Raw genomic sequence first — 22,664 nt, 5'->3', positions numbered from 1 at the left:
TGACCGACTTTGCGCGAGCGTCGGCGCAGATTTCGGATTTGATGGATGCGGGGGTGCAGGGGTTGGGCTGGGGCCCGCACCGCCACCCCCAACCCGGCCTTCGGGCACCAGCCGCCATGAACATCATATGGAGTAAGACGCAGGGAGCGAGGCGGATCTGCTGATGCCGCGGCAGTGGTGCGTCAGAAGTTCCAGACAATGCCCGCGCGTACCGTACGAGGCTCAGCAGGATGGATATGGTGGTCGCTGATGCCTGTGGCGACGCCGTTAGCATCCACTAGTGACGTTTCGCCCTTGAGCATTGAAGCGTAGTAGTAGTCGATGTCGTTCACCTTCTTGTTGAGGGCGTTCAAGACTTCGACAAACACGCGCACATTCTTTTGCAGCTTGTACCCGACCTTCAGGTTGACCAGGAACGACGACGCGGAGCGCACGCTGTTGTCTTCGATCAGCGGGCGCGGGCCGAAGTAACGCAGCCGTGCGCCGAGCATCCAGCGGTCGCGCGTCCACGACACGCCCGCTGACGCCGTGGTCTGGATCGCTTCTGGGATGTAGTCACCCACCGGGTCGCTGTTGCGGAAGCGCGCGCGGGAGAACGCGGCATCGGCGTCCAGGATCAACTCCGGCATCGGCGTGTAGTACGCCGCCAGTTCCACGCCCGTGCGCCGGCTTGGGCGGCTGGGTTCTGTGGTGCCGGTGTCCCCCGAAAAGACCAACTCCGAGCCGATGTCGAGTCGCCACAGCGATGCGGAAAGCTGCAGGCTGGGAGCCAACTCCTTGGTCCGCACACCGATCTCATAACCCGTGGCGGGCACCAGGACCGACACCCTCTGCACCGGACTGCCGCTCACGGGGTCGACCGTCGTTGTCGCGCCGCGCACGTCGTTGCTGTGATACCCGCGCCCCCAGTTGACGAACACGTCGGTCCGCGTCGTGGGGGAAAGCACCACGCTCATCTTGGGGCTGATGATGTGGTCGGACCCACTGCCCGCGTTAAGTGGGTTGTTGCTGCCGACGTTGTACCAGAACTGATCGGCGCGTATGCCTGCGACGGTGCGCAGCCAAGGCAACCATTGCGTACTGTTGCGCAGGTAGAGCGCGGTGCTGGTCTCGTTCACGGTGTCGCTGCGGACCAGGGCGTAGGGCTGGCGTGCCTGCGTGTTGGTCAGGCTGATCGGGTCGAGCCGGTCGTAGCGCGTCTGCGAGCCGATCTCCGTTTCGCTCTCATGCCCAGCCAGTTGCCCCAGCCAGGTGCGTGACAGGTTGATGCCGGTGGTGACACGGTTCTCGAACTGTTCGAACTGATCCCCTTGCTCGGGGTTGTTCAACGCATAGGTGAAGTTCGAGAACAACTGCAGGCGGCTCTTGATGACGTAGGCGTTTGCCTTGAACTGCCCGTCAGACAGCGGGCGCAGCCAGTCGGCAGACAGGCTGTAGCGCGACGATGCCCCGCTGTCGGTCGGGTCGATTGCGCCAAAGCGTGAGATCAGCCCTTCGTTGATGGCGCGCAACGGCACCTGATCGGTTGAGTTCCACGCGTTCTTGTACGCCATGCCAGTCACGCTCACGCGTTCGCCGCCCCCAAGCGGTACGGTATAGCGCAGCACGCCATTGAGCTTGTGGACGCCCTCAGGCACGGCCCACGGGCCGTTCTCGCCTAACCACTCAAAGCCGTAGAGCAGCGTGCCGGGGCCGACCGTATTGGAGTTGGCAAGCAAGCCGCGCCGGTAGTTGTACTCGCCCAATTCGAATTGCGCGATACCTTGCGGCAGGCGGTCCACGTAGTCGATACGGACGGCCCCCGCAGCGGAAAAATCGGCCTCTTCGCCAAAGTAAGTCCCCTTCTTGTAGGCAATGCCGCTGACCAACTCGGGGATGACGAAATTGAGGTCGGTATAGCCTTGGCCGTGCGCGTGCGTACGCATGTTGACGGGCATGCCGGCCACGGTGGTCGACAGGTCTGTGCCGTGGTCTAGGTTGAAGCCCCGCAGGAAATACTGGTTGGCCTTGCCATCGCCACTGTGCTGCGTGACGATCAGGCCGGGCACGGTCTCCAGCAGTTCGCCCGGGCGCAGCAAGGGGCGGCTCCCCAACTGGGTACGCGGGACGTAGCCTTGATTGGCCGCCTCGCCAGTGGCTACCGCAGCGGCAGCCGAGCCGTCGACAGTCGTCGCTTCAAGCTGAACCTCCGCCTGCTGTACGCCACCCGCGTGAGCGATGCTCGAAGACCCCAGAGCGTAACCAAGACTGCAAAGCATCCGGACTGACCAAGCCTGACCTGCGCGCATGTTCGCGACCCCTCCCTTCTGTATGTTGTATGAACATTTATGCAAGCTTCATACCAGAGTGCTCGTCATCGAGATTCATCGCGCTTCACCCATTCGCGGCCGCTCCGGGTTCAAGGCGGAACGCAAACACCCGCCCCCTCCAGCACCCGTTCCCTCCCCTGCAGATACCGCAGTTTCTCCGCATCCCGCTCCGCCCCGGCTAAGAGATCGACAAGATCCGCCGCATCCGCTCCAGATAACTCACATCGGCCGGCGCTCCATCGCCCAGGCCCGCGGCGGGCAGGCAACGGGCGCGCACTGACATCCGCACATCGCCAGCGGCAAGAACGTGCTGCAGGCGCGTGTTCTCAGCGGTGGCACGTTGCATCTCCGAGAAATGGGTACGGTCTAGCGCGGCGAGCTGGTCGGTAAGCTGCCGGTGCCGGGCGTTTGCAGCCTGCAGCGCGGTCACGACGGTATCGACGGCCACCTGGCGCTCGTGGGCGTGGTCGCGCTGGATCTGCGCGATGGTCTTGTCGTAACGATTGGCCTGCCAGCCGCACGCAGCTGCTTCAGCCACCGCCCGCACACCGGCCGACCTCGCCCGCCTCTACCCCGTCGATGTCGGGCGCACGATGCAACTGCTCAACAAGCACATCCACCAGGCAGACCGCTACACCGGCATGCTCATCGTCCTGCAGGACGACGACGCCAAAGAGCCGGTCGTCATCTCCGCCGGAAGCTATCGGCACAACCGCGCCCGCGCGCTGGCTGACTTCGCGCGGGCGTCGGTGCAGATTTCGGATTTGATTGAGGCGGGGTGTAGGGGTTGGGATGGGGCTCGCAGCCGGCTCTGGCGCAGGGAGCCAGCGACTGCTTTAACCGGCGAGCAGCTTGCCATTAACAAGCATGTGGAGCGTTCTGACAAGGAGAACCACGATCGCGATGCTCAGTATGGCCAGAAGGATGATCGCAAGCACCGTCACGGGCCAAGCCTGGACGAACATGGCGTATTTCAGCGCGGCACTTGCGAGGGCTGCCATCGGAAAGCTGATGGCCCACCAGCCGGAAGCGAACGGAATTCCCTTGCGAAATACCTTGGGCGCGAGCGTAAGAAATATGAAGAGACCGAAGTAGAACAGCAACCCCGAGAATGTGTCGACGCGCTGCGTAAAGTTGGTGTAGGCGAGAAAGCCCACTTCGAACGGCGCCATCAGAATCAACAGCGAAGGAACCATGCCGGCAGGCAGCGGCTCGTGATGAATCATTCGCGACATGATCATCGTAAAGAACAAGAGTGCAATCATCGTTCCAACGGCGAGTGCGAACATGTTGACCTCATGGGCCCACGGCATTGGCATGTTCCCACCTGCAACGGCGATATCCAAAGTGGCGACTCCCGGGATAAACCAGGCAGGAACCGCGTGCGCAGCGTCAATCTTGCCCTGCAACAGCCGGCTCGCAATCGTGAAACAAAGCGCGATCGTCGCAATTGTTCCCACTGTCCAAATGACTTCAGCGAGCGGCTGGCTAAGTTGAGCAACGACCGACGAGAGCAGGAGGATCGCAATCGTGATCGTGCCGAAGAAGTTGCCCGCGATGGGATGTCGAAACTCGCCGCGGACCGCGTCCGGATGTTGGATTGCCTTCACGAGATATCCCGCGCTCAGCACCAAGAACACGACAATCGCGAGGATCCCGACTGCCGCGGATATCAGTGGAGTCAGCCCAAATTCCTGGCTGGCTTGGCGCCACGCAATTGAGAGTCCGGCAATGCCCATTACCGACGCAAACAAGTTGACGGGCAAGTTCTTGATGGAAGCGTTTCGTTGCAAAGCCTGCGGTTGGGTACTCGAAAGTGTTGACACAGCACATTCTCCAGATTCTCGACGCCTTCGCCGAGGAGTGCCTGGATAGTAGATGCTTCCACCTAGAAAGATAATCTGACACTATTGGGAATCATCCTCCCGAGAAACGAGAACATGGCCGATCGCTTCGAATCCATGTCCATCCTGGTGGCCGTGGTCGACGCAGGCAGTTTTTCTGCAGCGGCACGCCGACTCGAGATTCCGCTTGCAACGGTCAGCCGCAAGGTTGCCGAACTCGAGTCGCACCTGAACACTCGGCTCCTGCATCGCTCCACCCGACAACTTGCCCTGACCGAAGCAGGACAGTCCTATGTTGCCGCATGCCGGCGCATTCTCGAGGAAGTGGGAGAGGCAGAGCGTGCCGCGTCGGGGGAATACGCGGCCCCTAAAGGCGAGCTTGTCGTTACCGCGCCCATTGTCTTCGGACGCTTGCACCTGTTGCCGGTGGTCGCGGAATTCCTCAAAACTTACCCGGACATCGATGTGCGGATGGTGCTCACCGACCGCGTGATGCATCTTCTTGAAGAGCAAGTCGACGTCGCGGTGCGGATCGCTGAACTGCCCGACAGCCGTTTCATCGCGGCGCGGATTGGCACAACGCGTCGAGTGGTTTGTGCGAGCCCAGCCTACTTTGCTGAACATGGCACGCCGACGACCCCTCTTGAGATCACCGGCCATGCATGCATCACCATGGAACAGATTGCATCTAGGCAAGTCTGGACCTTCCTGTCGGGCAAAGCGGAGGTGGAGGTGCCGATCCGCTCGCGGCTTGTCGTGAGCACTGCCGAAGCCGCCATCGACGCGGCGGTGGCCGGGATCGGCCTCGCTCGCGTGCTGTCCTACCAAATGGCAGACGCGATGCGTGCGGGTGCGGTCATGACCGTGCTCGACGCATTCGAGCCGCCACCTTGGCCCATCAGTCTCGTTCATCCTGGACAGGGGATCCTACCCTTGAAGTTGCGCGCATTTCTTGATTTCGCCGGGCCGCGATTGAAGACTCGCTTGGAGGAACTGGGCATCTAACGGTCTTTACTTTGCTTAAGGCTCCAGATGTCTAGGTCACGTCCATCGTCTTGTCGGCCATCCGCAAGACCGGCCAGTTCACGACACAACCGCGCATCGACGCCGCGCCCGCTGCCGCGCGCACAACCGCCGACCTCCCCAGCCTCTACCCCGCCGATGTCGAGCACGCGCTGCAGCTGCTCACGCAGTCTCTAGTGTGTTGCATCGACCGGTTAAATCCGCAGCCGAATGCAGACATCGGCGTCCGTTCGCCAGGACTTCCGCGCTAAATTCGCGCGACGGCGTATGACGAACAATCCGATGCGTTCAACGATCCGACCGCTCAACGACAACCTCGCTGACCTGCACTACCGGCGCGATGTCGGTGTAGTTGGCGATGTCGCCAAGGATCTCGGCGCCGTGCTCTTGCATGGCGGCCTGGAAGCCTTCGGCCGAATCACAGATGAACGCGCACATCGCCACGAAGGCGGGCGGCGTACCAGGCGCTCCGCCGGCCAAACCTTTTTCGACGGTGTAGTACGCACAGGCACTGCCCAGCTTGGCCTTGACCATCGGCATATGCCGGTCGCGGTAGTAGGCGTGGTCGAAGCGCGCGCCTTCGGTGTACGGGTACATCACGGTGACCTTGATCATGCGGTTCTCCTTGCCATCGTTGGTGTCATCGTCGAGAAATTTTCGGGACTGCCGACGATCATATCCGTCTTGCTTTGCGCGGGCGTCGGTGTAGATTTCGGATTCGATTGAGGCGGGGGTGCATGCGTTCGGCTGGGGCTCCCATCGCTGGCCGGTTTAGCGGCGATGCGAGCGATTTTGGCCCCCCGTTATCGGGCAGGTCACTTTGACCGCTCCTTGCCCATTGGCATAATTTCGCGTGTGCGGAATTTTTTATTTCAGGGAATGGCGTGGATATCGGGCAAGCCCATCTAGGTGCTATCGAGATTTGGAACGTTCAGCTTCGCAACCACGAGCCGTATTCGTTCACGCGTCTGAAGCGTGTGTTTTTGTCTGACGATTCGCGCCACCGGGTCGTGATGGTCGACGCAAGCAAATTGCTCACCTGCGCAGATAGAGATACCACCGACTATGTACTTCCGAGAGTGGAGAACTGGTATCCAGGCAAGGTTCGCGGTCTTCGTGAGTTTCTCGATCCGAATCAGGTCAGAATTCCCGAGATGCCCTATGTCACGATCAAGACGCGCAACAGGCGCACGCTGCTGGGTCTCGTGGGCTTAGATAAGGAAGGTCTCGTTTCCTTCCGGAACGGCCAGCACCGTGCGCGCTACATGGCGTTTGCCGGTGCCACCCGCTTTCCGGTCGAAGTGCATGAAACCGAGGTTGCCTTGCTGGAACGTTACTGCGCCGCATTGGAGGAGGACAACAACGATGGTGCTCCCCCCACACAAGATGGCGACCTCCTATCCAAGTGAACCTGAGCATGGTGATGCGATGCCCCCGCCGAACCGCGGTATGCGCCCTCACGCTGGCCGCAGCGCTCACGTGGAACAGGGCCCAGTCAGCGTCCGAATCAACGAGCGGTGAAACAGGAGCCTTCTTGGGCATCGCCGGCGTTTCCACTGCCGGCCCCCAGGCCGCGCTAGGCCGTGCCGTCATTGCCGGCGATGCAGCCGGCATTTCAGCGGCGCTGGCCGCTGGCGCGAAGATGGATGCACATGACGCCCGTGGTGTGACTCCGCTGATGGTGGCAGTGGATCGTCAGCAGATCGCATCGGTCACGACGCTGCTAAACGCTGGCGCTGATGCCAATGCAACCGCACTCGACGCCGCCTCACCGGTCAGCTTGGCGGTTGAGAACTACCGCAGCCAGCCTTACGGTCAGCAAATCATGATGGCGGTGTTCCAGGCGGGTGGCCATCCCGATACGCGCCGCCCAAATGGCGACCCGATGTTGATGAAGTTCGTGAACCTGCACGACATCGAGGGCGTACGGATGATGAAGTCAGTCGGTGCGGATCTGGATGCCCGCGATCGCGCCAACGATCCCGTCATCACCAAGGCTGCCCTGGGCATGGACTGGGATGTGGTCTGGTGCCTGATCGAGCTGGGCGCGCGCTTTGACTACGAAGACGGCAGCGCACGCGCCCCGCTAAGCCGCTCGCTCGCCAACAACGCGCCGTCGCGCAGCTCGCCGCTCTTTGTGTACAAGGAAAAGGTGTGGCGGCACCTGCACGATGCCGGCATCAAGGTGCCGTCGCTGTTGCCGAACTGATCGTCTCGGCAGCTCGCTCGCGGCCAGACTCCAGTGCGGGTCTGCATTCATGCGGCATAATTTTGGACAAATTTTGAACAGGTTTTGAACACCCTCGCGCCGTTATGCCTTATGTAGTCACCGAGTCGTGCATTCAATGCAGATACACCGACTGCGTGGCGGTCTGCCCCATGGACTGCTTCCACGCCGGCCCGAATTTCCTGGTAATCGATCCGGATGAATGCATCGATTGCTCGATCTGCGTGCCCGAGTGCCCGGTGGGCGCGATCTATCCGGCGGCGGAGGTGCCGGCGGATCAGCAGGACTTCATTGCCTTGAACGCACAACTCTCGCGCCGCGCCGACTGGCCCCGCCTGACCAAGGTGCAACCGCCACTGCCCGATCATGCGCACTGGGCGCAAGTGAAAGACAAGCGCGATGGTTTGGTCATCGTTCCCGACTAATTCGACGCTTACCTCGCACAGGACATCTCTCCATGACTGATCGAATCCTGCTCAGCATCGACGCCGGCGTGGCCGAAGTTCGGCTCAACCGCCCCGAGAAAATGAACGCCATCGACCCGGCCATGTTCGAAGCGCTCGTCAACATTGGTGAACGCCTGATGAACGAGGCCGATCTACGCGCCGTGGTGCTCTCGGGTGAGGGGCGCGCTTTCTGCGCAGGGCTGGACATGGGAAGCATGTCCAGCCTGGGCAACAACGATGCGGGTTCGGACATCACCGCCGGCCGCCTTGCCAAACGCACGCATGGGGCGGCAAACCTGCCGCAGTACGCCTGCACGGTATGGCGCGCCCTGCCGGTGCCGGTGCTGGCTGCAGTGCATGGTGTCGCTTACGGCGGCGGTTTGCAGATCGCGCTCGGCGCAGACGTGCGTTACGTGGCGGCCGACACGCGCCTGTCAATCATGGAAATCAAGTGGGGCTTGGTGCCCGACATGGGCGGCATGGCGCTCACGCGCGGTTTGGTCCGCCCGGATCATCTGCGCGAGCTGATCTACAGCGGCCGCATCGTCAATGGCGAAGAAGCCTGCGCCCTGGGGCTGGCGACGCACGTGGTGGACGATCCGCGTGCCGCGGCCCTGGCGGCAGCGCGCGCCATTGCGCAGAAGAGTCCCGACGCCATCCGCGCCGGCAAGCGCTTGATGCGTGTTGTGGAGGACGGCGACACCGCGGCCATTCTGCTGGCCGAGTCGGTCGAGCAAGACCGCCTGATCGGCGCGGCCAATCAGCGCGAGGCGGTGCTGGCTGGCATGCAGAACCGGACGCCGATCTTTCAACCGGCCGCGAAGCTTGAAGGGAAATAGCCCGACGCAATGGACTCAGGCGGCGGCGCGTTTGCCGCCCATCGAGGCGCGCATGGCATGCGAGCGACGGACCACCTCGTCGTGCAGCTTCGGGCGCAGCCCCAGGGCAAATGCCGTCTCGGCCACGAGGAACAGCGGGCCGATCACCAGGCCTGCCAGATCGTCGACGAACGCCGGTTTGCGTCCCTCGTAGTAGTGGCCGACAAACTGGATGATCCAGCCGATCACGAACAGGCCAATGCCCACTGACAACCAGGCCACCGTCGAATGCGCGGCCACGTGGTTGCCCGCCCACACGCACGCGGCGATCAAGGCGAACATCACCACGCCGAACATGGCGTCCAAACGCAGGTAAAACACCGTCGTCAGCGCCAGCACGATCAGCGCGGGTGTCAGGGCCACGCCTGACAGGTCTGCCAGCACAGGCCGCGACAGCAACACCGCAACCGCCAGCACGATCGCCGGAATGCCGACAAAGTGCGTGGCGATATTGCGGCCGTCCTGGTGGTAGGCGGCGTAGTTGGAAAGATGGTCGGACAGGGTCCGCATGAGAGCCTCCGGTTCTTGTGCGTTTGCAGCATGGACGCTCCAGCCACACGCTCGTTATGATCGTTCCATCCTAGTCAGTGGATGGCACGCCGCTCTGTCGCGTAGCCGACAAATTCCACGTTTCCGAAGCGTTCCTCAGCCGCTCCTCATGGACCACCCCGTTGCCACATCCGGCACGCTGGATACCCCCTCGTACCGTGAACGCCTGCTCGCCAGCAGTTGGTTCGGCACGCTGGACGCAGCCTTGCAGGACGCATTGGTCGACATTGCCGCCGTACGCCGCCTGGGCGCTGGTGAAATCCTCTTCCAGCGTGGCGACGCGCCCGACGGCCTGTACTGCGTGGTGGAAGGCACGGTCCGCATCGGCGCCACCAGTGCGGACGGGCGCGAAGCCCTGCTGGCCGTGCTGGAGCCCGTCAACTGGTTTGGCGAGATCGGCGTGTTCGACCGCCAGCCCCGCACCCATGACGCTCGCGCCGACGGCAATACGACATTGCTGCATATGCCGCAGGCGGCGCTGATTGCCTTGCTGGAGAACTCACCCGCGCTGCTGCATGCGTTTGCCTTGCTGCTGACGCACAAGCTGCGGCTGACCTTCACGGTGCTGGAAGAAACCGCGCTGCTGCCCGCCCCGGTGCGCGTGGCGCGGCGCCTGCTACTGATGGCCGATGGCTATGGCGACCTGCGCCTGGGCACCCGCCGTGTGCTGCGCGTGCCACAGGAGCAGCTTGCGCAACTGCTGGCGCTGTCCCGCCAGACCGTGAACCAGGTGCTCAAGGATTTCCAGGCGCGCGGCATGCTCAAGCTCGCCTACGGGGAAATCGAACTGCTGGACTTTGCCGGTCTGCGCGAAGTGGCGCATAAGCTGACATATGAGGCGGCCAGGGGGTGAAATCCCGGCCAATACCCCTACATGCGATGAGTTAGGAGCAATCCTATAATGTGTTCCCACTTGCACATTCGCCCTTCGCATGGTGCGGAGTCGGCGATGCGAGTGTCCTTCAACGGAAGAGAAACATCATGCCCCGCCAGACCCCCATCGAGCGCTATCGCAACATCGGCATCTCGGCGCACATCGACGCCGGCAAAACCACCACGACCGAGCGCATCCTGTTCTACACCGGGGTCAATCACAAGATAGGCGAGGTGCATGACGGCGCGGCCACGATGGACTGGATGGAGCAGGAGCAGGAGCGCGGCATCACCATCACGTCCGCGGCGACGCACTGCATGTGGCGCGGCATGGCGGGGGACCGCCCGGAATACCGCATCAACATCATCGACACCCCGGGCCACGTCGATTTCACCATCGAGGTGGAGCGCTCCATGCGTGTGCTCGACGGCGCGTGCATGGTCTACGACTCCGTGGGCGGCGTGCAGCCGCAGTCGGAAACCGTCTGGCGCCAGGCCAACAAGTACAAGGTGCCGCGCATTGCGTTCGTCAACAAGATGGACCGCATCGGCGCGGATTTCTTCCGCGTCGAGCGCCAGATGCGCGACCGACTGAAAGGCAACCCGGTGCCGATCCAGATTCCCGTCGGCGCGGAAGATCATTTCCGCGGCGTGGTCGACCTCGTCAAGATGAAGGAGATCTTGTGGGACGACGCCTCGCAGGGTGTCAAGTTCGAGTACACCGACATTGACGAAACGCTGAAAGCCACCGCACAGGAATGGCGCGACAAGATGGTCGAGGCTGCGGCGGAGGCGGATGAGGAACTGCTCAACAAGTACCTTGGCGGCGAAGAGCTGACCGAAGCCGAGATCAAGCGCGGCCTGCGCAAGCGCACCATCGCCGGCGAGATCGTGCCGATGCTGTGTGGCTCCGCGTTCAAGAACAAAGGCGTGCAGGCATTGCTCGATGCTGTGGTCGACTACCTGCCCTCGCCGGTGGACATTCCGTCCATTCAGGGCCACGGCGAGAAAGACGAGCCCCTTGAGCGCCATGCCAGCGACAGCGAACCCTTCTCCGCCCTCGCCTTCAAGATCATGACCGACCCGTTCGTCGGCCAACTCGCGTTCTTTCGCGTCTATTCGGGCAAGATCAATTCGGGCGACACGGTCTACAACTCGGTCAAGGGTAAGCGCGAGCGCCTGGGCCGGATCCTGCAGATGCACGCCAACCAGCGCGAAGAGATCAAGGAAGTGCTGGCCGGTGACATCGCCGCCGCCGTGGGCCTGAAAGATGTGACAACCGGCGAAACGCTGTGCGATCCCGAGCACGTCATCGTGCTGGAGCGCATGGAATTTCCCGAGCCCGTCATCAGCCAAGCCGTCGAGCCCAAGACCAAGGCCGACCAGGAGAAGATGGGCATTGCCCTGAACCGACTGGCGCAGGAAGACCCGTCGTTCCGCGTGAAGACGGATGAAGAATCCGGCCAGACCATCATTTCGGGCATGGGCGAGCTGCACCTCGAAATCCTGGTCGACCGCATGAAGCGCGAGTTTGGCGTGGAAGCGACCGTGGGCAAGCCGCAGGTGGCTTACCGCGAAACCATCAAGAAGGCCGCTGAAGACGTCGAAGGCAAGTTCGTCAAGCAATCGGGCGGACGCGGCCAATACGGCCACGCAGTCATCACGCTGGAGCCGAACGACGGCAAGGGTTACGAGTTCATCGACGAGATCAAGGGCGGCGTGATCCCGCGCGAGTTCATCCCGGCGGTGGACAAGGGCATCCGTGACACGCTCAACACGGGCGTGCTGGCGGGCTACCCGGTGGTGGACGTGAAGGTGCGCCTGACCTTCGGCTCTTATCACGACGTGGATTCGAACGAAAACGCGTTCCGCATGGCCGGCTCGATGGCCTTCAAGGACGCCATGCGCAAGGCCGGCCCGATCCTGCTCGAACCGATGATGGCCGTGGAAGTGGAAACGCCCGAAGACTACATGGGCAACGTGATCGGCGATTTGTCGTCGCGGCGCGGCATGGTGCAAGGCACGGAAGACATTCCGGGCGGCGGTGGCAAGGTCGTGCACGCCGAGGTGCCGCTGGCCGAGATGTTCGGCTACTCCACCAACCTGCGCTCGCTCAGCCAAGGCCGTGCGACGTACACGATGGAGTTCAAGCACTACGCTGAAGCACCGCGCAATGTGTCGGAAGCGGTGATGGCGGCCAAGAAGGTCTGACGCTTTTCTTGCTGCATCCACTGCGGCCGCCTAGCGCGGCCGCAGTGCTTTACGGGCTAGCCCGCAGGCAGGTTCTCGACGCAGAAATCGATGAACGCATGCACCTTGGCCGGCAGGTAACGACGCGACGGATACAACGCGTACAGCGCAAAGCGCTCATCCGGCCAATCGGGGAACAGGTCGACAAGCTGACCGCTGCGCCGCAGCTCTTCTGTACCGAGCGCCATCACCTGGGCAATGCCCGCCCCCGCCACACAAGCCGCATGCATCGTGCGCACGTCCGACACCATCAACCGCCCGGCGGGCCGGATCTCGATGCGCTCTGTCTGGCGCCAGAACTCCCACTCGTACGGGCGCCCTGTCACCGGGTTGTAGAACAGGATGCGCTCGTGTGAAGGTACATCGCGCGGATGCGCTGGCTTCCCGCGCCGTGCGATGTAATCCGGCGATGCCACGGTCACGATGCGCGTCTCGACCAGCTTGCGCGCCACGAACGAGCCCACGGGCGGCGGCCCGAAGCGGATGGCCAGATCAAACCCATCGGCGACCAGGTCGCCCACGTCGTCCCGCATGATCAGTTCGAGCGACAAGTCTGGATGACGGTCGAGAAAGCCCGCCACCGGCGTCGCCAATGCCATCCGGGAGAAAAACGGATCGACATTCACCCGCAAGCGCCCCTGCACCGCGCCAACCGCACCCGAGGCCATCGCGGCGGCATCGGCGATGCCCGTCAGGTGCGGGCTGACCTGCTCGTAGAGGCGGCGGCCTTCATCGGTGAGCGTGAGCGAACGCGTGGTCCGCTCAATCAGGCGCACGCCGATGCGCGCTTCCAACCGGCTGACCGCGCGACTCACTCCGGAGGGCGACAAACCCAGCGCATCGGCCGCGCGCACGAAACTGCCGCTTTCCGCCACGGCCGCCAGCAGCGTGATGCCGGAGAACAATTGCCCATCGAACGTCATGCAATCCTTTCCATCCCGCCGCTATTGCGGGAGTTTTTTCACGAATGATTTGCATGGTACGCACTTTATTCAAAGATCGGCAATCGGCACCATGGCCGTCCAGTGTTCATGGCAACCCAAGGAGCCCCACGTGCAACAAGCATTGAAGACGCAAGGTGTTTCCATTCCCCGGCTGGGCCTCGGCACATTCCGCGTGGCCAGCAACGTATGCCAGCCTGTCGTCGAGAGCGCACTGGCGCTCGGTTATCGGCACGTCGACACGGCCGCGATGTATGCCAACGAAGATGCCGTCGGCGCGGCCATTGCTGCCTCGGGCCTGCCGCGCGAAGAGGTGTTCGTCACCACCAAGGTGTGGCATGACCAGCTCGCGCCGCGCGCCATTCCGCTCGCATTGGAGCAGAGCCTTGCCAAGCTGAAACTCGAATACGTCGACTTGTACCTCGTCCACTGGCCCGCACCCGGCATGGACATGGCCGCAACGATGGAAGCGATGATGGCGCTGCATGAAAGCGGCCACGTGCGGGCCATTGGCGTGTGTAATTTCAACCTGCCGATGCTCAAGACCGCCATTGACACCATCGGCGCGCCCCTCGCTTGCGTGCAGGTGGAATATCACCCGTTTTTGGATCAGTCGGCGCTGCTGGCCTATCTCGGCGACAAGGGAATTCCGCTCACCGCCTACGCACCGCTCGCGCAAGGTCGCGCGGCAGAAGACGCCACGTTGCAGGCGATCGGTCACAAGCACGGCGCATCGGCATCACAGGTGGCCATTGCGTGGTTGCTGGAGCAACCTAACGTGATCGCCATCCCCAAGGCCCAACGGCGTGAGAGCCAGCAGGCCAACCTCGACGCGCTGCGCCTGCACCTGGACGACGCAGATCGTGCCGCCATTGCCGCCTTGCCGAAGACGCTGCGTTACGTACAACCGGCCTTCGCGCCGGATTGGGATGCCGTGACAGCCTAACGCAGCCAGAGCAGCCACGCGTACACGATGCCCGCCGCAGCCAGTAGAAACGGCATCGAGTACGCGTGAAACGCCCACCAGGCACGGCGGTCGCCCAGCATGCGCAATGCAATCAGGTTGGCCAATGACCCGATGAGCGTGCCGAATCCGCCCACGCTTACCGCAAAGGCAATCATAGGCCAGTCATGCGAATACTCGGCCAGCAGGATCGCCGCCGGCACGTTGCTAATGACCTGCGACACGCCAATGCCAGCCCAGTACAGATGCATTGGATTGCTCAACGCCAGCGCATCCAGCGCCTGCCGCACGATGCCAAGCTGCGCCACCAGCCGCAGGTCAATGAACATCAGCATAAACACGAGCAGCAGCCCCCAGTCGACCCGCGCCAGCACATAGCGCGCGCCGATGAGGTACAGCACGATCAACCCGGCCGCTGCGGCCAGCGGATGGCCCAGATCGGTCAGCACCAGAAACGGCACATACAGCAAGAGCGCCGGCACCAGCAGGCGCTTGTGCAATTCCACATCAGCGGTTTCGGCATGCAGATGGATTTCTTGCGAGGCAAAGGCGAACCAGGTCACCACCAGCAGCAAGACCATCAGGAGCGCGACCATCGGCGCCATCTGCCAGACAAACGCGCCAAACGACAGCCCGGATTGATGCCACAGGAAGAGGTTCTGCGGATTGCCGATCGGCGTGAGCGCTGAACCCGCGTTGACCGCCAACGCTTCGAATATCACCAGCCGCGCCACCGGCAGGCTGGCGACCTGCCGCAAACCGACCGTGAGCGGCACGATCACGAACAGCGCCACATCGTTGGTCAACATCGTCGACAGCGCCGCCGAAGCCGCTACCAGGCTGAGTGCCAGCACACGCTGGCTGCTGACAACGTCGACGAGGCGCCGGCCGAGCAACTGAAGCATGCCGCTGGCCTCAACTGCCTTGGTCAGGATGAGCAAACCGGCCAACGCGGCAATGGTGTGCCAGTCGATCAGCGCCGGATATTCAACGATGCGCTTGGGTGCCACAAGCGTCAGCGCGCCGCAGATGGCCAGCAGGGACCAGAAGAAAACGTCTTGTTTGAGGTGATGCCAGAACGGCGGGTGGTGCGGCACGGCTTTCGCCATGTGGGTGCGTGGCGTATCGCCGTTCATACGAAAGAAAAAGGAAACGTTGGCGCAAACGCGCACAAACCAACCGGGCGCGGTTTGCCCGGCCGATTGTAGTGCGACTGCCTCCTGCGCTCAATCGCAAGCCGGGCACGCTTGCGTACCCGGCCTGTGCCGAGGGTCAGCTTACGATTCGCGCGAACCCGAACCGCCCGGACGATCCGAGCCGCCCGACGAACCGCCGGCACCTGGACGGTCCGAAGATGTCACGCGCGAGCGATCTTCTGCGCTGCCGCCGGCATGCGGTGCACCTTGCTGGCCAGCTTGGCTATGCGAGGCGCCCGGATGATAGGCCGACTGCGGATGGCGCTCCGGCCCGCGATACTGACCTGCCAGGCCGTGACCGCCGCCCGTGCCGCCCATCGATGAGCCCTGCTCCGAACGCTCATGGCCGGCTTCCGTCCCACCGCCACCTTGCGTTGGCTGAGCCGGGTGATTGGCGATCACGCGCTCGATCTCGGCAACGGCTTCTCGCGGCGCCAGAACGACCTCCAGCCCCAGCGCGCCCGCCACGGCCATCAGCGTCGACAGGCGGGGATCGGCACGACCGGATTCCGCGCGCAAATACGCTTCGCGAGAGATACCGGCCATCTTGGCGACATCTTCCTGTTTGAGCTTGCGCGACTTGCGCAGACTGTGTAACTGCTTGAAAGGCTGTTCCATCTGTTCGCTCCTGCACCTGAGATGGGAAACACCGCCGGGTCTGACCCGAACGATGGGCTGAAAATATGCGGGTCGGGTGGGCTGCACCTTCGTCCGCGGTCATACACAGCGCGGCAGCGGCGACGCGTGTCATCTATGCACGCCGTTGCACACGTTCTTGGGGCGGCCTCCGTAAGTGTTTTCTACAGAGTAGACGTAATTTCGACTGCACCCAATATCGACGCGTGATGAAAGCACATCTCATCCACCGTGTTTATGGGGACAAGGCGCCTTGAAGGTCAGTTCCCTCACAGATGTCGTTTTCTTCGCTTGACAGGTCATTTTTGTGACGCCTCAAGCGCAAATCCTTGCACCCGCACCACGTTTCGTCGATCCGCGCTTGCCCTATCCACCAATCGGAGGGTGCTCGACGGGAGAGAACCGCCTGAGCCTCCTGCGTCGCGGTCGGGCGACTGCGCGTGCCTACCGTCACGCAATTGCCGTGCCGAGGTGACGCGGCGATCAGGTGGCGGCGGGGCAGGAATTAATGGAAATCGCGGCTGGAAGTGGCGAGGCGCCCCAGAAGTGGGGTCAGATCTACCAGATGCTGGGCGACAAGGTGTCGGGTCTCGCGCTCACATTGCCATTTGCCGTAGACGCCCAGCAACTGGGCGTTCAGCACTTCGTGTCGCTGACGCTCGATCAAGTGCGCCCAGAGGATGACGTTGATCGCGCCCGTCTCGTCTTCAATGGAAACGAAAATTGTGCCGTTGGCCGTGCCCGGCCGCTGCCGCACGGTGACAATCCCGCAAGCGCGCGCCAGTTGCCCGTTGCGATAACCGGCCAGCGTGGCGGCGGTGGCAAAACGCATGCGTTCGAGCCGCGCGCGCAGCAGCCCTACCGGATGGCTCTGCAGCGACAACCCCAGGCTGCCGTAATCAGCCATCACCTCTTCACCAAGGGGCGGCGCGGGCAGCACGAGCGGCGCCTCCACCGGACGGGCCTGGCGCAGCAGCGCGTGATCCTGGCCAGGCTCCTGCAGGGCGAGCGTTTGCCAGAGCGCCTGACGACGGTGACCGGCCAGCGGCTTGAGCGCATTGGCTGCGGCCAGCACGTTCAGGTCGTGGCGGTCGAGAGCAGCTCGATGGGCCAGATCCTCCACGCTAGTAAAGGGCGCTTGAGCGCGAGCCGCTTCAATGCGCTTGGCAGCCGGCTTGCGCATGCCTCGAATGCGATTCAACCCGAGGCGGATGTCGGGCTGCTCCACGCCATCGCCATCTGCGTCGCCATCGGTTCGGGGATGCAGCGTGCTGTCCCACACGCTGGCCGTCACGTCCGCCGGCAGCACACGCACATGGCTGCGCCGCGCCTCCTGCACCAGTTGCGACGGCGAATAGAACCCCATCGGCAGGCTGTTGAGCAGCGCCGCAAAGAACGCCGCCGGCTCGTGGCATTTCAGGAAGCTGCTGACGTAGGCCAGCTTGGCAAAACCTGCCGCATGGCTTTCGGGAAAGCCGTATTCGGCAAAGCCTTCCATCTGCTTGCACAGCGCGTCAACAAAAGCGGGGTCGTAGCCCCGCTTCTCGACCATCGCATGCACCAGACGCTCCTGATGCTGCGTGAGATTGCCCTTGCGCTTCCAGGCGGCCATGTCGCGGCGTAAGCGGTCGGCATCGTCCGGAGTGAAATCGCCGGCCTTCATGGCGATCTCCATCACCTGCTCCTGGAAGATCGGCACACCCAGCGTGCGTTCGAGCACCGCTTTCACCTCGGGGCCGGGGTATGTCACGCAATCGGTATTGCCATTGCGCTTGGCCTCGCGCCGCTGCAGATACGGGTGCACCATGCCGCCCTGGATCGGCCCGGGCCGCACGATGGCCACCTGGATCACCAGGTCGTAATACTCGCGCGGACGCAGACGCGGCAACATCGACTGCTGCGCACGCGATTCGATCTGGAACACGCCGATAGTCTCGGCGCGGCAGATCATGTCGTAGGTTTCCTTGTCGTCATCGTGCAGGTTCTGCATGGCGAGCTTGCCGGTTGCGCCGTAGTGCTCGCGCCGTCCGGGCAACGCGTCAAGCATGTCGAGGGTGCGGCGAATGGCCGTCAGCATGCCCAGCGCCAGCACGTCCACCTTCAGCAGGCGCAGCGATTCGAGATCGTCTTTATCCCACTGGATGACGCGGCGATTTTCCATCGCCGCGTTCTCGATCGGCACCAGGCGCGAAAGTTTGCCCTGCGCAATCACGAACCCGCCCACATGCTGCGACAGATGGCGCGGAAAACCGCGCAACTGGTCCACCAACTGAGCCCAGCGCAGCACCAACGGCGATTCTGGGTCCAGTCCCTGCTGACCAGCACGCTGGGCAAATTCCTTGCGGCTATCCCACCACGCCTGCCCCTTGGCCACCTGCTCGATGATCCCCAGATCGATGCCGAGCGCGCGGCCGACGTCGCGTAGTGCGCTGCGCGTGCGGTAGGTGATGAGCGCGGCCGCCAGCGCAGTGCGTGTCACGCCGTACTTGTTGTAGATGTACTGGATGACCTCTTCGCGGCGCTGATGCTCGAAATCGACGTCGATGTCGGGCGGCTCATTGCGTGCACGCGAAAGAAAGCGTGCGAACAGCGTATTGCCGCTGTCCGGGTTGACCTCGGTAATCCCCAGGCAATAACACACCGCCGAGTTGGCCGCCGAGCCACGTCCCTGGCAGAGAATATTCTCGCTGCGCGCAAACTTCACCACGTCATAGACGGTCAGGAAGAACGGTTCGTAACCCAGCTCGGCAATCAGCCCGAGTTCCTCCTGAATCTGCGCACGCACCTTCTCTGGCACGCCGTTTGGATAACGCTGCTCCGCACCGGCCAACGTTTCAGCCCGCAGGTATTCCGCCGGGGTCATGCCTTCCGGCACGACTTCGCTCGGATATTCATACTCGATCTCGTCGAGAGAAAAATTGCACAGCGCCGCCAGTTCCACTGTCCGATGCAGGATCTTGGCGCCGCGCTCGCCTTGATAGAGAAACGCAAACTGCATGCGCGTTCGCATCGCCTGTTCAGCGCTGGGCGCAAGTTCCAGCCCGCATTCAGAAAGCGGCTTGGACAGGCGGATGGCGGTCAGCACGTCGTGCAGCGGCTTGCGTTGACGTGTGTGCATCTGCACCCCACCGGTCGCGACCATAGGCACATCAATCTGTTCCGACACCGCCACGACCGTGCCGCGATGGCGATCATCCGCGTGCCTTAACGGCAACTCCAGTGCAATCGATAGCCGATCACCGAACACGCGCTGGCACCACCACGCCTGGGCCAGCAGTTGCTGCGGGTCGGGATCGTAGTCGGGCAACAGAATCGCCAGGCAATCGGGCACGCCGCGCAGGTGAGCGAGTTCGCCTTGGGGCGCGGCCAAATCGTCAGCCAGCAAGCGGTACTCGCCCTTGGGTGCTGCCAGCCGCGCGTGCGTGATGATCTCGCTCAGGTTGCCGTAGCCCTCGATGTTATGTGCCAGCAGCACCAGCCGCAGCCAGGGTTCGCCATCGGCATTGCGCACCGTAAAGCGGCTGCCGATGATGAGCTTCAGTTCGTGTTCCTTGGAGGCCACAAGCGCTCGCGCGGTGCCCGCCACAGAGCATTCGTCGGTCAGCGCCAGCGCTTGATAACCGTAAAGCTTGGCGCGCTCCACCAGTTCGTACGGATGCGACGCGCCGGTCAGGAACGTGAAGTTGCTGATGCAATGCAGCTCGGCATAGTCGGGGAGAAGGGGGAGTGGCGTGGCCGAAGTCATGACGTGCTTAGCCGAACAAGCCGTGCAGATACCAGCGGACGTCCTCATCTCCCGCGTTGGCATTGCCTGCGGAAACGCGCTCGCGATACACCCAGTAACGCACGCCTTGTTCTCCCTGGGCGATGAAGTAATCCCTCTTGATGAGATCGTCGTCCCACCAGCCGGATTCAATGCGCTCGGGCATCGACACCAGCCGCAACAGCCCGCGGTAATACGGATAGTCCTGACGTGTCAGCAGCGGGATCGGCTTCTCCAAAAGCCACAGCGGCCGCTCCGGCTGCTGCGCGTGCCATTGCGCCAATGCCTGACGCGCGGAGGCACGGCTCTGCGCGGTGGTTGCCGCATTCACCTCAACCCAGTGATTGGCGCGCTCGGGCCGATGGTCGGCACACGGCTGCGGGTGACGCACGTTCTCAGCCCCCAGCCGGGCGATCAGCGTGTCGATCAGGCGCGCGGCATCTTCCGCGCAACCACCGGGCTCGGGAAACAGCGATTCCGTAGGCGGCGCGAGCGGCGTAGCGTCGGTCACCGTCAGGCGCAGTTCGACCACCGGCGCGATCAGGGTGAGCCGATTCACACGCTCATGCAGCACCCGTGACAAGTGCGCCAGTGTGCGAACAGGCTGTGCCAGCGCGATCTCCACCGGCGTGGAGGAATCAACATCCTCACTGCCCCGGCCACGCCGGCGTTCGTGCTCCAGCGTGAGTCGATACGTCTTGGCGCCCAATTGAAGCGCCGACAACCAGCCCACCAGTTGTAACAACAATTGCTCCGTGGCTGCCAGCACACCTTCCGCGTTATCGATGCGGCCTGATAATTCCAACGGCACATCAAAGCGCAGCGGCGCGGTAAACCACGTGAAGCTCTCGTGCCCATTGCCATAAGCGGCGTCGAGCGTATCCACCAACAACGGCCCGCAGCGCCGCCGCAGCCCGCTGCGCGGTAACTCGCGTAAATCGGATAGCGTGCGGCAGCCGAGGCCTTCAAGCCAATCGGGCCGCGTGAGACGGGCCACCGCATCGACCGGCAATCGATCAAGCAACGCCGACAACCGCTCCTGCCGTACCGCCCTCCGCGCGCACCCCTGACGTGCTGCCGAGCGACGACGGCCACGTATCGGCGCCGGCTGTGCACTGGCAAGCCATGCCGCACCGCGTGCCGTCGGCCCCGTGCCAAGCTGGGGCATGGCGCCCAACCGAACCGCGCAATACTTCACCGCCCGACACAGCGCGCGATGCCCACCGAACAGGCGCAAGCTAGCCTCGACCTCCAACAACACAGTCGCCTCATCCACCACGTCCAACGTGACATGCGGCGTGAATGCCAGCAGCGCCAGCGCCAGCGATTGCAGCAACCGCGCCTCGGCCGCCACGTCACGATCAAGCTGTATCGCGTGCGGTACCAGTGCCTGCGCGCCCGCCCGGCGCAGGCCTGCATGTACGCCTTCGCGCATCGCCAAACGGTTGGCCGACACCACTCGCTCCTGCTCCAGCACCACGACCGGCAAAGGCAGCGCGGCCGGATCAGACCACCGGGGTCGAAGCGCGTCGAGTGGGAGGCGGGGCAGATGCACCGCGATCCAGAACGGCATGATCGGGAGTGTTTTGATCGGAAACGCCTGACAAAGCATCGAACGCAACCGAAGACGAAGGAGACGAAAGCGCGGCCAGCAATTTCGCCGTGGCCGGATCCATGATGAACGGCTCGACGGGCGGCACAGGCAACGGACGCACGGAAGCGCGCCCGGCCCGAAGCGGATCGGCCAGCGGCAGCAGCAACGGAGATTCACGCAACGGCCCGCGCCGCTTGTGGAAGAGGATGGACAGCGCATCGGCGCCAGCCGGTTCCAGCCCCAGACGAAGCACCGCCGGCGACGACTCACGCTGCGCCTGGGCCGGCCGGAACACCCAGATGGCGCTCTCTCCCGCCTGGGCCAACACTTGCAGCCTACGCAACTCTCCCGGGCGTGCCCGGTTCAGCCAGATCAGCACACCACCGAAAGCCTTGCTGCGTAGAACCTGCTCGGCTGCCCACAGAAGATCGGCCGGCTTGTCAGCGCGTACCCAGACGATCTGTTCAGGCGAGAAATCCCAACCCACCAGCCTCACTGCATTCGGCAGATGTGGCGGAGCAATCAGCGCGACGCGCCCTGCGCCCGTGCACAACGTAGACAACGCCGGACGCAGCAACCGGCATTCACCAATACCGGATTGTGGGCACAGCAGCTCGGTCAATCCGCCGAGGGGCCAGCCACCACCGGGCAACTCGGCATTCAGCGAGTCATACCCTGTGGTCAGAACGCGCCCGTCACCTCGCGCCAGATGGCCTGCACTCCACAACGCCGGATGCAGTGTTTCCGGCAATGGCCGCGTCGGCCTTCTCGGCACGGGCGAACGCGCCCCAAACACCGCCCGCCCAGCGGGGACGGGGTATTCCGCTACATCTTCGGCGATGAAAAGAGACGGGGACAACGCAAACATGGAAACGCCAAAGCAAGTCGGTGGATACTGTACAAATATACAGTATCACAGCTTTTCTTCAAGGCGGGTCTAGTTTTGCGTGTGCGTTGCGAGACGGCGATAACGGCAATCTCGAAGCACTGAAATGGAAGGCTTTGAAGTAAACGTCACCCAAATTGATGGTGACCCTACACCGGAATTAGTACCGTCCAGAAGTGGAGATTTCCGGCGTCTGACCCTACACCGGAATTAGTACCGTCCAGAAGTGGAGATTTCCGGCGTCGTTGATTCGTCCGTCGAGGCGCTTTCCCTTGCCTGACGGGC

At 63.0% G+C, this 22,664-nt stretch carries 21 protein-coding genes; 9 read left to right on the top strand and 12 right to left on the bottom strand.

The window, feature by feature from the left end; translation table 11 throughout:
- Positions 1 to 182 precede the first annotated feature (182 nt).
- The 4 genes from R2N16_RS16455 to R2N16_RS16440 form a co-directional block, all read right to left on the bottom strand.
- Positions 183 to 2,258, bottom strand: coding sequence for a TonB-dependent receptor (locus R2N16_RS16455; protein WP_316666802.1), 2,076 nt, complete (start codon positions 2,256 to 2,258; stop codon positions 183 to 185).
- A gap of 229 nt (positions 2,259 to 2,487) precedes the next feature.
- Positions 2,488 to 2,847 (bottom strand): lysis system i-spanin subunit Rz, encoded by a 360-nt coding sequence (locus tag R2N16_RS16450; protein ID WP_316666801.1) that lies wholly within the window; start codon positions 2,845 to 2,847, stop codon positions 2,488 to 2,490.
- A complete protein-coding gene (locus R2N16_RS16445; protein ID WP_316666800.1) occupies positions 2,840 to 3,019 on the bottom strand; it encodes a hypothetical protein in 180 nt (59 codons plus the stop codon). The genes R2N16_RS16450 and R2N16_RS16445 overlap by 8 nt, the downstream gene beginning before the upstream one ends.
- A gap of 126 nt (positions 3,020 to 3,145) precedes the next feature.
- On the bottom strand, positions 3,146 to 4,135 hold the full coding sequence (locus R2N16_RS16440) for an SLAC1 anion channel family protein (protein ID WP_316666799.1): 990 nt from the start codon (positions 4,133 to 4,135) through the stop codon (positions 3,146 to 3,148).
- A 114-nt stretch (positions 4,136 to 4,249) separates the two neighbouring features.
- On the opposite strand from R2N16_RS16440, the gene R2N16_RS16435 reads away from it, so the two are divergent.
- Positions 4,250 to 5,158: a LysR substrate-binding domain-containing protein gene (locus R2N16_RS16435; protein WP_316666798.1), complete on the top strand. Its 909-nt coding sequence runs from the start codon at positions 4,250 to 4,252 to the stop codon at positions 5,156 to 5,158.
- A gap of 50 nt (positions 5,159 to 5,208) precedes the next feature.
- Positions 5,209 to 5,427: a hypothetical protein gene (locus R2N16_RS16430; RefSeq protein ID WP_316666797.1), complete on the top strand. Its 219-nt coding sequence runs from the start codon at positions 5,209 to 5,211 to the stop codon at positions 5,425 to 5,427.
- Between the two features lie 37 nt (positions 5,428 to 5,464).
- Here R2N16_RS16430 and R2N16_RS16425 read toward each other — a convergent pair whose 3' ends face one another.
- A complete protein-coding gene (locus tag R2N16_RS16425; protein ID WP_316666796.1) occupies positions 5,465 to 5,791 on the bottom strand; it encodes an EthD family reductase in 327 nt (108 codons plus the stop codon).
- Between the two features lie 269 nt (positions 5,792 to 6,060).
- Between R2N16_RS16425 and R2N16_RS16420 the strand changes: the two genes are divergently transcribed.
- The 4 genes from R2N16_RS16420 (at position 6,061) to R2N16_RS16405 (ending at position 8,688) form a co-directional block, all read left to right on the top strand.
- Entirely contained in the window at positions 6,061 to 6,585 is a 525-nt protein-coding gene (locus R2N16_RS16420; RefSeq protein ID WP_316666795.1) for a plasmid fertility inhibition factor family protein, read from the top strand.
- A gap of 125 nt (positions 6,586 to 6,710) precedes the next feature.
- Complete coding sequence (locus R2N16_RS16415) at positions 6,711 to 7,385, top strand: ankyrin repeat domain-containing protein (protein ID WP_316666794.1); 675 nt, start codon at positions 6,711 to 6,713, stop codon at positions 7,383 to 7,385.
- Positions 7,386 to 7,489: 104 nt separating this feature from the next.
- Positions 7,490 to 7,828, top strand: coding sequence for a ferredoxin FdxA (gene fdxA, locus R2N16_RS16410; protein ID WP_316666793.1), 339 nt, complete (start codon positions 7,490 to 7,492; stop codon positions 7,826 to 7,828).
- 32 nt (positions 7,829 to 7,860) lie between these two features.
- Positions 7,861 to 8,688, top strand: a complete 828-nt coding sequence (locus R2N16_RS16405; protein WP_316666792.1) for a crotonase/enoyl-CoA hydratase family protein — start codon at positions 7,861 to 7,863, stop codon at positions 8,686 to 8,688.
- Positions 8,689 to 8,703: 15 nt separating this feature from the next.
- Here R2N16_RS16405 and R2N16_RS16400 read toward each other — a convergent pair whose 3' ends face one another.
- Positions 8,704 to 9,237 (bottom strand): Mpo1 family 2-hydroxy fatty acid dioxygenase, encoded by a 534-nt coding sequence (locus R2N16_RS16400; RefSeq protein ID WP_316666791.1) that lies wholly within the window; start codon positions 9,235 to 9,237, stop codon positions 8,704 to 8,706.
- Positions 9,238 to 9,385: 148 nt separating this feature from the next.
- Between R2N16_RS16400 and R2N16_RS16395 the strand changes: the two genes are divergently transcribed.
- Positions 9,386 to 10,129 carry a Crp/Fnr family transcriptional regulator gene (locus R2N16_RS16395; protein ID WP_316666790.1) on the top strand — a complete coding sequence of 248 codons (744 nt, stop codon included), beginning with the start codon at positions 9,386 to 9,388 and terminating at the stop codon, positions 10,127 to 10,129.
- 128 nt (positions 10,130 to 10,257) lie between these two features.
- Positions 10,258 to 12,360 (top strand): elongation factor G, encoded by a 2,103-nt coding sequence (fusA, locus tag R2N16_RS16390; RefSeq protein WP_316666789.1) that lies wholly within the window; start codon positions 10,258 to 10,260, stop codon positions 12,358 to 12,360.
- A 56-nt stretch (positions 12,361 to 12,416) separates the two neighbouring features.
- On the opposite strand, the gene R2N16_RS16385 is transcribed toward fusA, so the two are convergent.
- Positions 12,417 to 13,322, bottom strand: coding sequence for a LysR family transcriptional regulator (locus R2N16_RS16385; protein WP_316666788.1), 906 nt, complete (start codon positions 13,320 to 13,322; stop codon positions 12,417 to 12,419).
- A 130-nt stretch (positions 13,323 to 13,452) separates the two neighbouring features.
- On the opposite strand from R2N16_RS16385, the gene R2N16_RS16380 reads away from it, so the two are divergent.
- Entirely contained in the window at positions 13,453 to 14,286 is an 834-nt protein-coding gene (locus R2N16_RS16380) for an aldo/keto reductase (protein WP_316666787.1), read from the top strand.
- Here the strand turns inward: R2N16_RS16380 and R2N16_RS16375 are convergent.
- The 5 genes from R2N16_RS16375 to imuA form a co-directional block, all read right to left on the bottom strand.
- Complete coding sequence (locus R2N16_RS16375; RefSeq protein ID WP_316666786.1) at positions 14,283 to 15,440, bottom strand: SLC13 family permease; 1,158 nt, start codon at positions 15,438 to 15,440, stop codon at positions 14,283 to 14,285. The genes R2N16_RS16380 and R2N16_RS16375 overlap by 4 nt on opposite strands.
- A gap of 141 nt (positions 15,441 to 15,581) precedes the next feature.
- Positions 15,582 to 16,118 carry a helix-turn-helix domain-containing protein gene (locus tag R2N16_RS16370; protein ID WP_316666785.1) on the bottom strand — a complete coding sequence of 179 codons (537 nt, stop codon included), beginning with the start codon at positions 16,116 to 16,118 and terminating at the stop codon, positions 15,582 to 15,584.
- A 523-nt stretch (positions 16,119 to 16,641) separates the two neighbouring features.
- Positions 16,642 to 19,881: an error-prone DNA polymerase gene (locus R2N16_RS16365; RefSeq protein ID WP_316666784.1), complete on the bottom strand. Its 3,240-nt coding sequence runs from the start codon at positions 19,879 to 19,881 to the stop codon at positions 16,642 to 16,644.
- Positions 19,882 to 19,888: 7 nt separating this feature from the next.
- The gene (locus R2N16_RS16360; RefSeq protein WP_316666783.1) at positions 19,889 to 21,472 is read right to left on the bottom strand and encodes a Y-family DNA polymerase; all 1,584 of its coding nucleotides are present in this window, start codon (positions 21,470 to 21,472) and stop codon (positions 19,889 to 19,891) included.
- Positions 21,405 to 22,361 (bottom strand): translesion DNA synthesis-associated protein ImuA, encoded by a 957-nt coding sequence (imuA, locus tag R2N16_RS16355; RefSeq protein WP_316666782.1) that lies wholly within the window; start codon positions 22,359 to 22,361, stop codon positions 21,405 to 21,407. The genes R2N16_RS16360 and imuA overlap by 68 nt, the downstream gene beginning before the upstream one ends.
- Between the last annotated feature and the right edge of the window lie 303 nt (positions 22,362 to 22,664).

This window comes from Ralstonia psammae (assembly GCF_958405935.1).
In the GTDB taxonomy this organism is placed as follows: Bacteria; Pseudomonadota; Gammaproteobacteria; order Burkholderiales; family Burkholderiaceae; genus Ralstonia; species Ralstonia psammae.
The sequence above is the reverse complement of the archived record's forward strand: the minus strand, read 5'-3'. Positions and strand labels throughout refer to the sequence as shown.

What these genes read in the sequence shown, in the direction of transcription:
- fusA (WP_316666789.1), top strand. Translation starts at nt 10,258, where the DNA reads ATGCCCCGCCAGACCCCCATCGAGCGCTATCGCAACATCGGCATCTCG.
- R2N16_RS16385 (WP_316666788.1), bottom strand. Translation starts at nt 13,322, where the DNA reads ATGACGTTCGATGGGCAATTGTTCTCCGGCATCACGCTGCTGGCGGCC.
- fdxA (WP_316666793.1), top strand. Translation starts at nt 7,490, where the DNA reads ATGCCTTATGTAGTCACCGAGTCGTGCATTCAATGCAGATACACCGAC.
- R2N16_RS16400 (WP_316666791.1), bottom strand. Translation starts at nt 9,237, where the DNA reads ATGCGGACCCTGTCCGACCATCTTTCCAACTACGCCGCCTACCACCAG.
- R2N16_RS16395 (WP_316666790.1), top strand. Translation starts at nt 9,386, where the DNA reads ATGGACCACCCCGTTGCCACATCCGGCACGCTGGATACCCCCTCGTAC.
- R2N16_RS16360 (WP_316666783.1), bottom strand. Translation starts at nt 21,472, where the DNA reads ATGCCGTTCTGGATCGCGGTGCATCTGCCCCGCCTCCCACTCGACGCG.
- R2N16_RS16405 (WP_316666792.1), top strand. Translation starts at nt 7,861, where the DNA reads ATGACTGATCGAATCCTGCTCAGCATCGACGCCGGCGTGGCCGAAGTT.
- R2N16_RS16365 (WP_316666784.1), bottom strand. Translation starts at nt 19,881, where the DNA reads ATGACTTCGGCCACGCCACTCCCCCTTCTCCCCGACTATGCCGAGCTG.
- R2N16_RS16425 (WP_316666796.1), bottom strand. Translation starts at nt 5,791, where the DNA reads ATGATCAAGGTCACCGTGATGTACCCGTACACCGAAGGCGCGCGCTTC.
- R2N16_RS16375 (WP_316666786.1), bottom strand. Translation starts at nt 15,440, where the DNA reads ATGAACGGCGATACGCCACGCACCCACATGGCGAAAGCCGTGCCGCAC.
- R2N16_RS16455 (WP_316666802.1), bottom strand. Translation starts at nt 2,258, where the DNA reads ATGCTTTGCAGTCTTGGTTACGCTCTGGGGTCTTCGAGCATCGCTCAC.
- R2N16_RS16435 (WP_316666798.1), top strand. Translation starts at nt 4,250, where the DNA reads ATGGCCGATCGCTTCGAATCCATGTCCATCCTGGTGGCCGTGGTCGAC.
- R2N16_RS16370 (WP_316666785.1), bottom strand. Translation starts at nt 16,118, where the DNA reads ATGGAACAGCCTTTCAAGCAGTTACACAGTCTGCGCAAGTCGCGCAAG.
- imuA (WP_316666782.1), bottom strand. Translation starts at nt 22,361, where the DNA reads ATGTTTGCGTTGTCCCCGTCTCTTTTCATCGCCGAAGATGTAGCGGAA.